The sequence below is a fragment of the Microcoleus sp. Pol1C5 genome (genome assembly GCF_036701115.1).
In the GTDB taxonomy this organism is placed as follows: domain Bacteria; phylum Cyanobacteriota; class Cyanobacteriia; order Cyanobacteriales; family Microcoleaceae; genus Microcoleus.
On sequence record NZ_JAUBQE010000005.1, the window covers coordinates 153,142 to 167,312 of the forward strand.

The 14,171-nt window shown below is 45.7% G+C and carries 17 protein-coding genes; 5 read left to right on the plus strand and 12 right to left on the minus strand.

Annotated elements, in window-relative coordinates:
• Window positions 1-45: 45 nt before the first annotated feature.
• The 5 genes from QUA23_RS04660 to QUA23_RS04680 form a co-directional block, all read right to left on the minus strand.
• Window positions 46-909: a DUF1822 family protein gene (locus QUA23_RS04660; protein ID WP_333093767.1), complete on the minus strand. Its 864-nt coding sequence runs from the start codon at window positions 907-909 to the stop codon at window positions 46-48.
• Window positions 909-1,883: a hypothetical protein gene (locus QUA23_RS04665; protein ID WP_333074047.1), complete on the minus strand. Its 975-nt coding sequence runs from the start codon at window positions 1,881-1,883 to the stop codon at window positions 909-911. The genes QUA23_RS04660 and QUA23_RS04665 overlap by 1 nt, the downstream gene beginning before the upstream one ends.
• 295 nt (window positions 1,884-2,178) lie before the next feature.
• On the minus strand, window positions 2,179-2,388 hold the full coding sequence (locus QUA23_RS04670) for a CsbD family protein (protein WP_333074046.1): 210 nt from the start codon (window positions 2,386-2,388) through the stop codon (window positions 2,179-2,181).
• A gap of 200 nt (window positions 2,389-2,588) precedes the next feature.
• Window positions 2,589-3,416: a PHP domain-containing protein gene (locus QUA23_RS04675; protein ID WP_333074045.1), complete on the minus strand. Its 828-nt coding sequence runs from the start codon at window positions 3,414-3,416 to the stop codon at window positions 2,589-2,591.
• Between the two features lie 218 nt (window positions 3,417-3,634).
• Window positions 3,635-3,916 carry a hypothetical protein gene (locus tag QUA23_RS04680; RefSeq protein WP_333024816.1) on the minus strand — a complete coding sequence of 94 codons (282 nt, stop codon included), beginning with the start codon at window positions 3,914-3,916 and terminating at the stop codon, window positions 3,635-3,637.
• Window positions 3,917-4,388: 472 nt separating this feature from the next.
• On the opposite strand from QUA23_RS04680, the gene QUA23_RS04685 reads away from it, so the two are divergent.
• Complete coding sequence (locus QUA23_RS04685) at window positions 4,389-4,715, plus strand: hypothetical protein (RefSeq protein ID WP_333062717.1); 327 nt, start codon at window positions 4,389-4,391, stop codon at window positions 4,713-4,715.
• A 145-nt stretch (window positions 4,716-4,860) separates the two neighbouring features.
• On the opposite strand, the gene QUA23_RS04690 is transcribed toward QUA23_RS04685, so the two are convergent.
• Entirely contained in the window at window positions 4,861-5,328 is a 468-nt protein-coding gene (locus tag QUA23_RS04690) for a hypothetical protein (protein WP_333074043.1), read from the minus strand.
• 55 nt (window positions 5,329-5,383) lie between these two features.
• On the opposite strand from QUA23_RS04690, the gene QUA23_RS04695 reads away from it, so the two are divergent.
• Both QUA23_RS04695 and QUA23_RS04700 read left to right on the plus strand, forming a co-directional pair.
• Window positions 5,384-6,004 (plus strand): histidine phosphatase family protein, encoded by a 621-nt coding sequence (locus QUA23_RS04695; RefSeq protein ID WP_333074041.1) that lies wholly within the window; start codon window positions 5,384-5,386, stop codon window positions 6,002-6,004.
• A gap of 46 nt (window positions 6,005-6,050) precedes the next feature.
• Window positions 6,051-6,428: a VOC family protein gene (locus QUA23_RS04700; protein WP_333074039.1), complete on the plus strand. Its 378-nt coding sequence runs from the start codon at window positions 6,051-6,053 to the stop codon at window positions 6,426-6,428.
• Between the two features lie 152 nt (window positions 6,429-6,580).
• On the opposite strand, the gene QUA23_RS04705 is transcribed toward QUA23_RS04700, so the two are convergent.
• Both QUA23_RS04705 and QUA23_RS04710 read right to left on the minus strand, forming a co-directional pair.
• On the minus strand, window positions 6,581-6,871 hold the full coding sequence (locus QUA23_RS04705) for a hypothetical protein (RefSeq protein ID WP_333074037.1): 291 nt from the start codon (window positions 6,869-6,871) through the stop codon (window positions 6,581-6,583).
• Window positions 6,872-6,913: 42 nt separating this feature from the next.
• On the minus strand, window positions 6,914-7,585 hold the full coding sequence (locus tag QUA23_RS04710) for a phosphoribosyltransferase family protein (RefSeq protein WP_333074035.1): 672 nt from the start codon (window positions 7,583-7,585) through the stop codon (window positions 6,914-6,916).
• Window positions 7,586-7,753: 168 nt separating this feature from the next.
• Here QUA23_RS04710 and QUA23_RS04715 point away from each other — a divergent pair, with 168 nt between their 5' ends.
• Window positions 7,754-8,431: a uracil-DNA glycosylase gene (locus tag QUA23_RS04715; RefSeq protein WP_190661265.1), complete on the plus strand. Its 678-nt coding sequence runs from the start codon at window positions 7,754-7,756 to the stop codon at window positions 8,429-8,431.
• 222 nt (window positions 8,432-8,653) lie between these two features.
• Here QUA23_RS04715 and QUA23_RS04720 read toward each other — a convergent pair whose 3' ends face one another.
• From QUA23_RS04720 to tyrS, 3 genes are read right to left on the minus strand one after another with little or no spacing between them, the layout of a single operon-like run.
• On the minus strand, window positions 8,654-9,253 hold the full coding sequence (locus tag QUA23_RS04720) for a hypothetical protein (RefSeq protein WP_333074034.1): 600 nt from the start codon (window positions 9,251-9,253) through the stop codon (window positions 8,654-8,656).
• Window positions 9,254-9,290: 37 nt separating this feature from the next.
• The gene (gene pyrF, locus QUA23_RS04725) at window positions 9,291-10,001 is read right to left on the minus strand and encodes an orotidine-5'-phosphate decarboxylase (RefSeq protein WP_333074031.1); all 711 of its coding nucleotides are present in this window, start codon (window positions 9,999-10,001) and stop codon (window positions 9,291-9,293) included.
• A 32-nt stretch (window positions 10,002-10,033) separates the two neighbouring features.
• Complete coding sequence (tyrS, locus tag QUA23_RS04730) at window positions 10,034-11,266, minus strand: tyrosine--tRNA ligase (protein ID WP_333074226.1); 1,233 nt, start codon at window positions 11,264-11,266, stop codon at window positions 10,034-10,036.
• A 307-nt stretch (window positions 11,267-11,573) separates the two neighbouring features.
• Here tyrS and QUA23_RS04735 point away from each other — a divergent pair, with 307 nt between their 5' ends.
• Entirely contained in the window at window positions 11,574-13,493 is a 1,920-nt protein-coding gene (locus QUA23_RS04735) for a transglycosylase domain-containing protein (protein ID WP_333074029.1), read from the plus strand.
• A gap of 193 nt (window positions 13,494-13,686) precedes the next feature.
• On the opposite strand, the gene QUA23_RS04740 is transcribed toward QUA23_RS04735, so the two are convergent.
• On the minus strand, window positions 13,687-14,010 hold the full coding sequence (locus QUA23_RS04740) for a DUF1825 family protein (protein WP_015176373.1): 324 nt from the start codon (window positions 14,008-14,010) through the stop codon (window positions 13,687-13,689).
• Window positions 14,011-14,171 lie beyond the last annotated feature (161 nt).

A 14,171-nucleotide genomic window follows, 5' to 3' on the forward strand; every position in this document is an offset into this window, starting at 1 on the left:
CTACAAGTCATGGAAATTTATCCAGATTTCTGGGAGATTGCCGATTTATGACAAGGCAAAATCATCACCATCTCCCCAAATCTCAGCCAACTTCTCCAACAAATCTTCAGCAATTAGATTCAGTTCCGCTTTCACATCCTCCTCAATATCTGAAGCTTTCTCAACAGGTGAAGATTTATCACGAGAGAAAGATATATCTCTATTTCCCAAACCTCCACTGCTAGAACCACTTGCCGCTAAAGCCTTCCCCCCTTCATATCCCCAGTCAGATTTCTCACTACTGTGCAAAACTTTATTCAAAATTGCCACAATTTCCGAAATAGATTTGTTTTGCAAATTCTCCCGAACTTGTGCTTGTACGGGGTCATCTTCTCCCAAATCAGATAGCAACTCTTCAATTTCACCTTGCAACAGCGGAATCGCCAACTCAATTCGATCCAAATAATCCCACAATTCCTCAAGGGGTTTGAGATTAGTTAGAGAAATCTCTTGAATTTCATCATGAATTTCCACAGCCGGAATAAAGCCCAAAAGTTTCACCTTATCGAAAGGTTCGGCAAACTGAACGACGATATATGCAATGCGGTTTCCTCGCACTTCCGGCAGAGAAATCGCCGATTCTCCAAGCTGAACCGGACAGCATTCTATCTTGCCAATCCCCGGCAAAACCAAATCGCCGACATCCAAAACTGCCCGCATTGCTGGATTCCAACTATCACCGCCATCAATATCGGTTTCCATTTCCATCCATTCCAAAAAATAGTTAACTGCCCAAACCGCCAGGGTATTGAAATAAACCCGCTTGCCTTTTTGCGGATTAGCTTGCTCTGAAGCAAATTGCAGAGCTAAATTGCGGGCAGTTTGCTCCAGAGGAATTTGTAACAAATAAGTATCCATGCTATTCACCATTATTCCTCCGGTTGATATCCACATTCTTTAGCAATTCTATTGCCAATCTCTTTGACGAGTTCAAAACCTGTTCTTTTCCAGTGAGAGTTGAGAGTTTGATAGTCAATATTTAACTCTCTGGCAATTACCGATAATTTATCAGGAGGGTCTTTCAGCAGCAATCGCACTGCCAGTATGTGACAATTGGCATCCGGTCGAGGGCGACGATTTTCGGGAGTGTTTGGCTGAGTCTTATCTATTTTTTCATTGGGATAACTGTTTCGCAGTTCTCCCGTCGGATCGTCTTCAATACACTGCCATAGTTTGCGGCCGATGCGATCCTTATTTTTAACTTGTTCTTGCTCAATCAGTTGCTCAATTCCTATGACCGTAGTATCATCAGCCGCTCCTTCAGAATCAAATTCTTCACCTGTTTTGCTCTTAGTTGGAGCATCCAGACTAAAAGTAAAAGGCTGCCGCTCTAACTTGCTGTATTGGTCATATACTTTGCGTTTGACAATTGTATTGAACCGCTTAACCACTCTGGTTTGCAACGCATCATCAGCGATATTATCGAGGTCAATTTCCCGAAAAAATCTCGGCAGCGTTTTGAAAAAACCCCCATAGGCCTCATTCACTGCGCCGTCAAAATCAATATTAGGATTGGCATCGCGATTCTTGCGAATTCCGGGCAAATGGGGAATGAGTTGGCACAATTTATTTTTGAGTCTTTCTTGTTCCTTACTCGCCTCTGGCGAGTCTTTCAAGAGTTGTAGAAGTTGGCGTAACTGTTCGTCGGTGTTCACAGGCACGTTCGGATGACATCGAGATAATTCGATTATCCCAGGGAAAATAGGGCTGTAACCTGCCAACAGTAACAAAGTCAAGGAAATCGGTTTGAGTTCCCAACCCGTGGGTGGAAGCAACAAGTTGAAACTTGGGGCTACAGGAACTAAACCTGGTAAGGGTTCGACGGGGGTATTATGTCTCGTCATAGTCCAGTTTTTGCGTGTGGATACTCTGATATCGCAGGTTTTGGCGGCTTTATGCAGAGTTGAGCAAAAATTTTTCGTAAAGGCAATGCGATAAGGACTGAAGTCCTTACTACGAAATTAACCCGGTGTAAAATTAACAATTATAGGGACTTCTCCATTGCGCTTTTGAAGAGATGTCGCAGGAGTCACCCAATTTTATGCAAATTCCCAAAATAAATCATATCAAACCCTATTGATAGCAAAGGATTTGATATGAAGCGAATTCTATTAGCCAAGATTTGGTAGAACGCAGTTTCTACAATTTGTCGATCGACCTTTTGGCTTGATCTGCCAGATTTTTCACCGCATTTTTAGCATCTTCTGCTGCGTGGCGGGCGGAGGCTTCCGCTTGTTTGGCTTTGCCTTCAACCTGGTCTTTTCTGTTGCCCGTGATATTACCGAAAATTTCCTGAGCTTTGCCTTCTAAATTTTTGCCGATCGCCTTTGCTCTGTCTTCTGCACTCATAATAAGCTCCGTTTGGCAAGTTCCTTTAGTAACATTGTAAAATCAACTCACCTGCAATTGCCTTTAACTTCATATTAATTTATATTCTGCTTGACCTCGGTCTTCTTCTAAGGACTTGCTTCGTGCAAATTCCTCACTCAAAAAGTAAACGATTCCTTTTTTTGACAACTGTATAGGTCGGCAAAATTCGTCCTAAAAAACTATTTCAAACTCGCCGCCGCAACTTTAATCGGTTCGAGCAATTCTAACGGCAAATGCAGCATATTCAATTGGGTGCTATCTGCTGCTTTCCTTTCGGGATCGGGGCCGTGATAATCGCTGCCACCAGTTGCCAGCAAACCGTAATGAAGACACAAATCTTTCAACTTTTGGATTTGGCTAGAACTGTGGCTGGGATGGTATACTTCAACTCCCATTAAACCAGCATCTACTAATTCTTTTAAGACTTCCTCAACAGCGCCGCCGCGAAATAAATAAGGGTGAGCCCAAACTGGTACTGCGCGACAACTCTTCAGTAAATCGATGCCTTCGACGATCGAGAATTTCTCGTAATGCACATAAGCCGGGGCGTCATCTCCCAGCCAGCGATCGAATGCTTCCCGCGATGATTTCGCGTGACCGGCTTTTACCAGCGCAGAGGCAATATGAGGCCTTCCCGGTGCCATTCCTGGGGATGTTTTTGGCAGTTCGATCGCGTATCCCATTGCTGCTAATTTTTCGACCATTTCCTGCGATCGGCGAAACCGTCCTTCCAGGCGATCGTTCAAAGGAACTCGCAACTTATTTGCATCGGGATAAAAACCTAAAATGTGCAGCGAACGGCCGTTGTGAACGGTGCTGAGTTCGAGTCCGGGGACTATTTCGATACCGTGCAAAGCAGCGGCGGCGAAGGCTTCATCCCAGCCCGACATCGTATCGTGATCGGTGACTGCCAAGGCGCGAACCCCGGAGGACGCGGCCGCGGCTACGAGTTCGGCAGGGGTGAGAGTGCCGTCGGAATAAGTAGTGTGACAGTGGAGCTCTAGCATTTTTTCTGGTAAGTTAAAGTCTGTAAAATCTGCAATTATTCCCCTCACTCACGCGACATATATCGTCCCTGCGATCGACAAGTTTTTGGGTAATTTCAATCTGTTAGCTCTAATAAGTTTTCGCGCCTTTAATTGGGACATTGCTGTTTATTAAAAGCTTGCGTGTGGTGGGCATTTTGCCCGCCTTTTCAGTTGAATTTAGATGCAGAACACCTTAGCTATTTCTGGATTTCTCGCATTGGGTGAAGGACACCCTCTGGCAATTTGGAAGGAATCGGCGATATTTCAATACTTTGTATGTTGTGAACTGGGATAACTACGAGTTTATCTGCCAATTCGAGAATTATCGGGTCTGCCGTCAACATTTTGTGCAGGCGAGTGCCTAAAGTTGCTTGCTCTCCTACTGTTCCCTCTGGTGCACTGAACTGGAAGTGTTGCTGTTTGCCGTTTGTATAGTGGATTGTCAGATCGATAATTCTTTCTTGGTTGGTTGCTTGCATAATTTTTTTTCCCTAACAGTCGATCGGGACTTGGCAAAATTAACAATAAATCACAACGGGCGATCGCACTACGATTGGAAAGCTCGTTGCAAAGCTTTTGACCAAACCAGGCTGTCGGTACGAAAGTCCGCTCAGAGCTAATTTTATCACAAAAACTGTACTGAAACTCGCCAACTTACCAAGTATACAATTGGCAGTCGCGCTGTCTTCGCTCCTCAATGCGCGAGCTCCTTCGCCAGCCATATTTTATCGATCGGGCTTTCTTGTATGCCACTTGGCAAAGTGGCTCAATTTAGCCTGTCTAGCGACTTGACTCAAAGCGGTCTCAAGTCATAAAGCAGAGGCATTTGAGCGCTTTGGGTGTCAAGGTTTTTCGAGGTGGGAACTGTGGAGGTTAGGATAGTGGCATTCTGCGGTCACTCACCTAGAGGATTTTTTTATAAATTAATAACATAACATTCAGGTACAGTTTATGAAATCCACACTTTGTTTTCCCGAGACTTCTATTGAATATAACACCGTTGCTGTTAACAATAATGCTATTGACTCTTGTATCCTTGCAGCTTGGATTGATTTAGTAGGAGGAGATTTTGATAATTTGGGAGGAGATGATTGGCTGCCATTGTGTGGCGACATTGATGACGGCGAAATTTACCGGGAATGGTTTTTGTGGCAAGACAGCGAAGTGACTCAAGAGTGGGAAGCTTACGATCCCATTACTAATTATCGAGTTGTGGCACCTAGCCGAGAAATGATGATTGCTAAAATCGACCAAATAGAAGCTTCCAGAACAATTTAGTTGAACTGGAGAAGGTTAAATCTTGATTTTCCAATTTAATAAAACTTCTGTAAAAAAAACCGGTTTCTCCCAACCACAAAGAAACCGGGTTTTTCAGGCCACAACTCTAGGTTTTGGTTTAGTTCCACTGACCGAACATAATAATTTATGTCGCTACTGCTTTTTGTTTTTCTCGTTCTAATTTGCGCTGCTTCAATGCGGCAAGATTTTGTTTAATCGTGTCGATCGCAAATCCAGCTTCCTGCTGTTGGTATAATTCGCTGGCACGGATCAAATCTGCAACGGCCTCCTCATCCGATCGCAAATTCGCACAAGCCAAGGCGCGATTGTGGTAAGCTTCTGCTAAAGTTGAAACTTGTTCTACAGCGCTGGTAAATTTATCTTTTGCTTTGCGGTACTTTCCTGACTGATAAGCCTCAATTCCTTGTTGAAAATAAACGGAAGCTTTACTGCCGCTGTCGGTATCTGGAAATTCTGGGTAAGTTAAAATTGGTTCTTTAAAGAGTACAGAAATGCTGCCCTTGCCGAAGTAAGCCCAAGTCATTGTTCCAAACCCAATCCCCAGCACGAGGGCAATAATGACAGACAGAGCAATAAAATTGGTGAGTTCCATAGAGCAATATTTGTTGTATTATAATATGATAAGTTAATTTCTAACTTCTGCACCAATGGCTGCGCGGATTGACCTCAACTGGAAATGGTTTTTCGGATCGGTAGCTTTAGTATTGTCGATCGGCTTAATGATTGCAACTGCCAGTTCTGACGCAGCAACCAACGCGCAAACTCAAGCAGGGTGGCAATTGTTGCAGCGGGGGGAGACGGGGTTGGTGGTAGCAATGCGACACGCGATCGCCCCAGGTACTGGAGATCCTGCTAACTTTAAGTTAGGCGACTGTTCCACCCAGCGCAATTTATCAGTACAGGGAAGAACTCAAGCCAAGCAAATTGGAGCCGAATTTCGCAACCGCAACATCAAAGTGGCCAGAGTTTTATCGAGTCAGTGGTGTCGGTGTTTGGAAACAGCAAAACTGATAAATATAGGCAAAGTCGAACCGTTCCCAGCATTGAACTCGTTCTTTAGCGATAGCAGCAAAGAAGCCCAACAAACAGCGACAATTCGCAAATTAATAGTTGGCAACCGCAACACAAAAGGCGCGATTATTATGGTAACTCATCAAGTGAATATTACGGCGATTACTGATATTGTACCGCAAAGCGGCGAAGCTGTGATTCTCAAAAGCGATCGACAAGGTAAAATCCAGATAATCGGACGAATTGGAGGATTTTAAATAAATAAAAAGTTATAATATTACCAATTACCCATTCCCCATTTATATGAGTTTCCAATACAGCGCAGCCCTAGTGACTTTAGCAGATATTGATAAGGAAGTTCTTGTTAAATTTTACACAAAATTTCTCGACATAGAACCCAACCCTTACATTCCCAATACTTATGCTGAATTTCAACTCCCCGGCTTAAGAATCGGCATATTCAAACCCAAAGATTCCCACAAATCAGAATTTGCAAATCGAGCAAAAACAGGCATGAGTCTGTGTTTGGAAGTCAGCGATATCGAAAATGCGATCGCCCGAATTTGGGCTTTAGGTTATCCGCCCAACGGAGAAATTATCAAAGCTGCTCACGGTCTAGAAATCTATGCCTTCGATCCTGCGGGCAACCGCATAATTTTACATCAATCCAATCAGCCGTAGAGACTGTAGAGAAGACTAGGCGATTTCAATCGCTACTACACTTGCTTCTCGTCCGAACTCAGAGTGGTTAAGAAATCAAGGGGATATTTAAGGCGGACTGGGTATAAAACCAGCACTTACCATTCAAAACTCAAAACTCAAAACTGCCTTAACTACCTAATCAGTTCAGCAAAACTATAAAAACTGATAATTAATAACAACAATGCTGTCAGATGAGTTAGTTGAAATTGAGGTCGCGGGCCGAGATATTCCCGCACCAAAATAGAAAAAGACGAACCAATTATATAACTCAGAGACAGCGTTAAATACTGCCACTGCAATGTTACACTCCACAGCCCGAGCAAAATCATCGCCAAAGTCAACATTACCAACTCAACAAAGCGAGGCGGATTGTGCTGAGTAGACAGAATCAAAGTGTCCAACCAATATTGCCAAGGTCTCATGTTTTAGCGATCGAGCTTTTAGATTTAGCCTTCTAGCTTAACCTACGATCGCCATTCAGTTTGTTGCTGCAAACACCTTAAAGCCTCCGCCGTCTCAACCTGCGCAAATTGCCCGTAAAAGCGACTGACGCTGTAAAAAGGGTCTGGGGTTTCCAAAATAATCGACTTATCGCCCATTTCGGCCAAAAATCCCATCAATTCTACCGGGGCGACAGGCGCACAAATCCACAAAGCCATCGGTTGCTGCGACTCCAAAGCCTTAGCCGCCACAGCCATCGTCATCCCCGTAGCAATGCCGTCATCTACCAAAATCGCCAAAGCCCCAGCCGCGCTGATATTTGGGCGTCCAGGAGACAAATCTGCCAGCAGAGATTGAGCATTATTTTGAGCCCGGGGCAATGCTGATTTTTGCAAGCGTAAATTGTGCTGCTTTTGCTTTTCCCAGAGGACGTGACCGTCAGCAGTTGCAGCCCCGATCGCCAATTCTAAATTATCTGGGCGAGTAATTTTCTTGGCGACAACCACATCCAAAGGACAGCCCAAGCGGCGCGCAATCGGCACAGCAACGGGCAAACCCCCGCGCGGCAAGGCGTAAACAATCGGTTTCACCGCCTTCTGTGTCATTAAACTCAACTTGCCGAACTCGTCCACAACTGCCTCGGCCAGTTTTTCGCCTGCATCGGCGCGATCGTCAAAAAACGGGTTAGAGAACATATTTTTGCCTGTACGAGCTCAACCAAACAATTGGAGATTGTGCCAGTGTTAATTTGAGATTGTGTGATCGACAGCATCGCACACAAGCATCTAGCCAATCTCAAATCACCAAACCCGATCTAAACTATAAACTCTAGACTCCAAAATATCTCCCTAATTGTAAAATGTATGTCCAGCGACTTGCAACTAAGCCTTTTTGACAACAATCAAAGTGCCACTTTCCAAACAGACTCAATACCAGCAAATGCCAAAATTCCCATTCCTCCCGGCACTTATCAAAATATGGAACAAATCGGCGAGCACTGCAACCGCTGCTACCGCTGCGAATTGGGCAATACGCGCACTCACGCTGTCATCGGGCGTGGCAATCCTCAAGCCTCAATTTTGATTGTGGGAGAAGCGCCCGGACAAAACGAAGACGAAACCGGATTGCCCTTCGTCGGGCGATCGGGCAAACTGTTAGATAAGATTTTAGAATCCGTGGGATTGAGTGCAGAAACCGACGTATTCATTGCCAACGTCATCAAATGTCGCCCTCCCAACAACCGCCCTCCGACAGCAAAAGAAATCGAAGCTTGCAAACCATACTTGCTCGAACAAATTCGCATCTTAGACCCCAAAATCATTTTATTAACTGGTGCAACAGCCCTCAAAGGTTTGCTAAGCGACAAGCGGCCTATTAGTAAAATCCGAGGTCAATGGATTGAATGGGAAAATCGTTTGTGTATGCCAATTTTTCACCCGTCTTACTTGCTGCGAAACCCCTCCCGCGAACCGGAAACTCCGAAATGGTATATGTGGCAAGATATGCAGGCAATAAAAGCTAAACTGGATGAATTAAAATAGCAATTGTAATAATTTTTTGTTTGTGCTTTGTATGGGCGGGTTTCACCAACTATAATTGCCGGAAACAGATAATCTCATAAACCCGCCCGCACCCCACGGTAAATCCCTCCACAGAAAATTCGTGAATTTTCTGATACCTCTGTCAGGAACAGGCAAGAGGCCTGTTCCACAATAAAAATTATTTCATGTAGGGTGGGCGTCTCGCCCGCCCGAAAATACAATTTAGTTGCGAGACAACTTATTTTTTGCACGACAATCTCGCAACCACAAACGAATCGCCTCAGCAATTTCGCTTTTCACCCCCTCCCGCCGCAACAACGGACGAACATCCGCCGCAGTATCCAACCTAGAAACAATTTTTACTAATTCCCACCCGTTCTCGGTTTTAGTTAAAAACAGCCAATGATATTGCTGAATTTCAACTCGTTTATCCCCGCGATACTGCCGTTCCAAAGTAGTAATGAAAACTTGACTAGCATTTTCAGGAAGTGCATCTTCAAAATTCAAAGGTAACGGTTCAAACTCCGGGCGGCCGGCTAAAATTATTTGCGGCAGCGCGTAACCGGGCGGTGTGTTAGTGTTAGGAGAAAAGTGCGATCGCACAATTACGCGATTAGCATAACTCGGCAAATCTTGCAACAGGCGATCGACCAAAGTTTCTAAATCAGCGGGACAGGGCGATCGCACTAACAAACCATACCGACTTGCATTGATACTGTTAGTATGATTTGTCAGAAAATTAACTGCCAAAGTCGGAGTTGCAACCGCAGATATCAGCAGATAAACACAGATAAACGCAGATAAAATTACACTGGCGTTCATCGGCTTTTATCGGCGGTAAAAAACAACATTTCTATTGTTACTCCAACTCTTCACAAATACGGGTAAAAGCCGCCACTGGATCGGGCGCAGCAGTAATTGGCCGCCCAATCACCAGATAATCCGCACCAGCTTTCAAAGCCGCCTTTGGAGTCATCGATCGCTTTTGATCGCCTCCATCGGCCCATTTCGGACGCACACCGGGACAAACTAACAGAAAATCATCCCCGCAACTCCTTCTTAACTGTTCTACTTCTTGCGGAGAGCAAACAGCCCCAGCTAAACCCGTTTCCTTAGCCAACAATGCCATGTGCAAAGCATATTCTGGCAACTCCAAAGGTATTTTCAACTCAAAAGCCAACTGCCGCGAATTCAAACTCGTCAACAGAGTAATTGCAATCAACTTAGGACTCGGTTTATCCACAGCCGCCGCCCCTTCAGTCAAAGCCAACTGTGCCGCTTTCAAAGCCTCTTTACCACAAGTAGAATGGATCGTCAATAAATCCACATTATACTTAGCAGCAGCCCGACAAGCACCAGCCACAGTATTCGGGATATCGTGAAACTTCAAATCGAGAAAAATCCGCTTTTCCCGCTGTTTTAAAATTTCCAAAATCCCCGGCCCGGAACTCACAAACAGTTCCAAACCGACTTTCCAGAAAGATACATCAGGCAGTTTGTCCAGAAGTGCGATCGCCTCTTCTTGACTGGAAACATCCAAAGCAACAATAATTCGATTATCAGCGTTCATCTTCAGTATTCATCTGCGGTTAAAAAAGAGATTCAAGACACCAATCGCACAAACTTATTCTTCCCAACCTGCAAAACCTTACCTTCCAATTCAGCAGGTGATTCAAAGGTGAGGTTAACATCAGAAACTTTATCGCCCTCCAACTTCACCCCGCCGCCCTGCATCAACTTCCTGGCATCACCGCTGCTTTTACAAAGCCCGCTAGCACTCAGAATATAAAACAACTTAGCCGGAAACTGCACACTTGCCAAAGAAAACTCCGCCACAGCATCAGCTTGTCCAGCAGCACCTTTAACCAGCGCCATTGCATCTTGTTGTGCGCGGTCCGCCGCTTCCTTCCCCCGATACTGGCGCACCACATCCACAGCCAAAAGTTTCTGTTTTTCTCGCGGATTTTCTGGCAATTCATCAAGTGGCAAATCAGTCAATAGTTCAAAATACTGGGCGATCGAACTATCAGCAATTTTCTCCAACTTAGAATACATCGTCAGCGGGTCTTCCGACAAACCCACATAATTGTTCAAAGACTTCGACATCTTCTGCACCCCGTCAGTGCCGATCAAAATCGGCATCAGCAAACCAAACTGGGGTTTCATCCCAAAATGCCGCTGCAAATCTCTCCCCACCGCAATATTAAACTTTTGGTCGGTTCCCCCCAACTCCACATCCGCTTCCAAAGCCACCGAATCGTAACCCTGCATTAGCGGATACAGAAACTCATGCAGATAAATCGCATTTTCCTGCTGCATCCGATTATCAAATCCCTCTTTAGCAAGCATCTGCTGCACCGTCATCGTCCTCAGCAGTTCCAAAATCTTCGCCAAGTCCAATTTCGACAACCACTCGGAGTTGTAGCGAATTTCCAAACGTCCTGGTGTGTCAAAATCTAGAATCGGACGCACTTGGTCTAAATAAGTCTTGGCATTTTCCGCCACTTGTTCGGCCGTCAACTGGCTACGCATCTCCGACTTCCCTGTCGGATCGCCAATTCTTGCGGTAAAATCTCCGATCAGCAGTAAGGCTGTGTGACCGGCATCCTGAAAAGCCCGCAGCTTGCGGACGCAAATGCTGTGTCCCAAGTGAATGTCACTCCCTGTCGGGTCAATTCCGAGTTTGACGCGCAAAGGTCGATCGACTTTTGCCAGCAGTTGGGCTAAATTTTCGTCAGGGTTGCTAGAATCAGGTCGATCTGGAAAAATCTCGCTGACGCCGCGGTAAAGCGCTGAAAGGTTAGGAGTTATCATCGGGGAGCGATCGTCCATCATATTTTGCCAAAGTGCAGCAGAATTAGTTACACTCACTGGTTGACGCATAAAAACATAACTATCAAGCTACTATAATCCCAAAGCTGACCGGCTTTCATTAGCTGACCCCGCCTAAAAACGGATACCAGCCCCCGACAACAGTCGTGGAGATCCCCAAATTTTAGACTATTGTTCAAACCCCCAGATTCATCTGTGGAATAAATCTAAAATCTAAAATCTAAAATCTAAAATCGACTGACAGTCTTTAGGGTTCGCATCTAAAATTAAAAGTCTTAAACCCCAAATCGAGTGAGGAAGTGAAATCCACGTGTCAACCAACGCAGTCCGCAATAACACGGAAAACTCAGCCCCCGTATTCGAGTTTGTTCAGTCAGTCAGTAAAGTGACCGCCGGAACTATACTCAGCATGACAATGCTTGCCAGTTCCGTAGTCGCTGGTGGACTGGTTGGCTTAGCGATCAGCTTCCGCAATTTGCCAGATGTTCGGATCTTGCAAACTTACTCTCCCACAGAAACTACTCACATTTACGACATCAACGGCAAGCCCCTAGCCAGCATCCACGACGAAGCCAACCGGGATGTCGTACCCCTTGACCAAATCTCCCCGCACCTGAAACGAGCTGTTCTGGCGATCGAAGATAGCAACTTCTTTACCCACAAAGGCATCAATCCCGGCGGGATAGCCCGAGCTCTCCTAGTTAACCTAGAGAAAGGTAGAACCGTGGAAGGGGGCTCGACTATGACTATGCAGCTAGTCAAGAACCTGTTTCTTTCTCCCCAGTCAAAATTTAGTCGCAAGGTAGCTGAAGCGGTAATGTCTATCCGCTTGGAGCAAATTCTCAACAAAGACCAAATTCTGCAACTATACCTGAATCAAATCTACTTAGGTCACAACTTGTATGGCGTAGAGACAGCCTCTCGAAGCTATTTCAACAAGTCAGCAAGTAATTTGACTCTTTCAGAAGCAGCGATGCTGGCCGGCTTAATTTCTGCCCCCGAAGAATACAGTCCTTTCGTCAATTACAAGTTGGCAAAAGAGCGGCAAACCCTCGTTTTAGGCCGCATGAAGGATCTTAAATGGATTACGCCCGCCCAAGAGACTGCTGCCCGCGAGGAAAAAATTAAGCTAGGCAAAATTACCTCTTTTGGTGGCTCTCAAGTTCCTTACGTAACACAAGCCGTAGTTCAGGAACTGACAAGGCGTTTTGGGCGAGATGCCGTGGTTAAGGGAGGAATGCGCGTTCAAACCACGATCGACCTCAAAATGCAGCGCATAGCCGAAGAAACCGTCAAAGCGTGGCACAATCGGCTTTACTACCAAGGCCTGTTTTACGATCGCGAGGAAGGTCAAATTGCCCTAGCCGCCGTCGATCCCCGCACCCACTTCGTCAAAGCAATGGTGGGCGGCGTCGATTACGAAAAGAGTCAGTTCAACCGGGCCATTCAAGCACGCCGCCAGCCCGGATCTTCTTTTAAGCCTTTTATCTACTACGCTGCCTTTGCTAGCGGCAAATACAGCCCCGATTCAGTTGTATACGACTCCCCTGTCGGCTACCGCGACGGCGACGGCTACTACTACCCTCAAAACTACGGCGGTGGCTTCTCCGGTGCAGTCAGCATCCGCAGAGCTTTGGAAGTCTCTCTGAACATTCCCGCCGTCAAGCTTGGCCAAGAAGTCGGATTGAATAAAGTGATTGAGATTTGCCGCGTGCTCGGCATCCGAAGTCCGATGGAACCGGTGATTTCTTTGCCATTGGGTGCCGTTGACCTCACTCCTTTAGAAATGGCCGGAGCTTTTGCTACCTTTGCGAACAACGGCTGGCATTCTGACACCACATTTATCGTGCAAGTCACTGACAGCAGTGGCAACGTCTTGCTCGACAATACGCCAAAACCCAAATTAGTTCTTAATTCCTGGGCTGCGGCATCTGTCAACAGCGCCCTGCAAGGGGTAATTAGCAGCGGAACGGCAAGGGCTGCTCAGCTTGGGCGACCGGCTGCTGGGAAAACTGGTACAACTTCGTCAGAACGGGATATCTGGTTTGTGGGTTACGTGCCGCAGTTGTCGGTGGCTGTTTGGATGGGCAACGACAATTACAGACCGATGAGCTACGGTGCTACTGGCGGTACTATTGTCGCCCCTGTTTGGCGTGATTTTATGAGCCAAGCTTTGGAGGGAGTTCCCGCAGAAAGTTTCAAACCTGCTTCATCTTTTGAGCGACCTTAACTATCAGTCATTTGTCATTAATCATTAGGGATTAGGCATTGGGCATTGGGCATTGGGCATTGGGCATTAGGGATTGGGCATGGGGAATACTTTCTTTTTCTTCCTTCTTCCTTCTTCCTGACATCCCTTACATCCGTTACATCCGTTACAGAATCCGTTGCCGAACTTCCTTCTTCCTTCTTCCTTCTGCTCCCTAGGATTGTTTTTCCAGCTCAGATTTCATCCGCTCCAGCGTTGAGTTCATTTGCTCAAACATTTGCTGGGGCGTGATACCAAATTGATTGAGCTGTGTTTTTAACTGCTCTACAGTCATCTGAGCCATGAAGTCCTCCGACAGCTCAAAGCGCTTCATAAAAATACGGTAGCGCTCCATCATTGATTCCATCTGAGCGATGAACATTTTCTTGCCTTCGCGATCGAATTTGCCGTAACTGCCACCTAGTTTGATGAGAGATTGATAGTCTTCAAACAATAGCTTGGCTTCTTGCTGAACAATTTCTGAATCAAAAAATCCCATAGCTTTCCTAATTTTTTAATATTCAACTAATTTTGATCGAGGCGAGAAATCCCTCTGCTTTTTGTACCATTTTATCAGTTGCCGGAGGAAGTCCCTACCCCTTAAGGCACAAGAATAAGTAGAAATTTCCGTACAGCATAAGGGATGGGCATTGGCCAAAC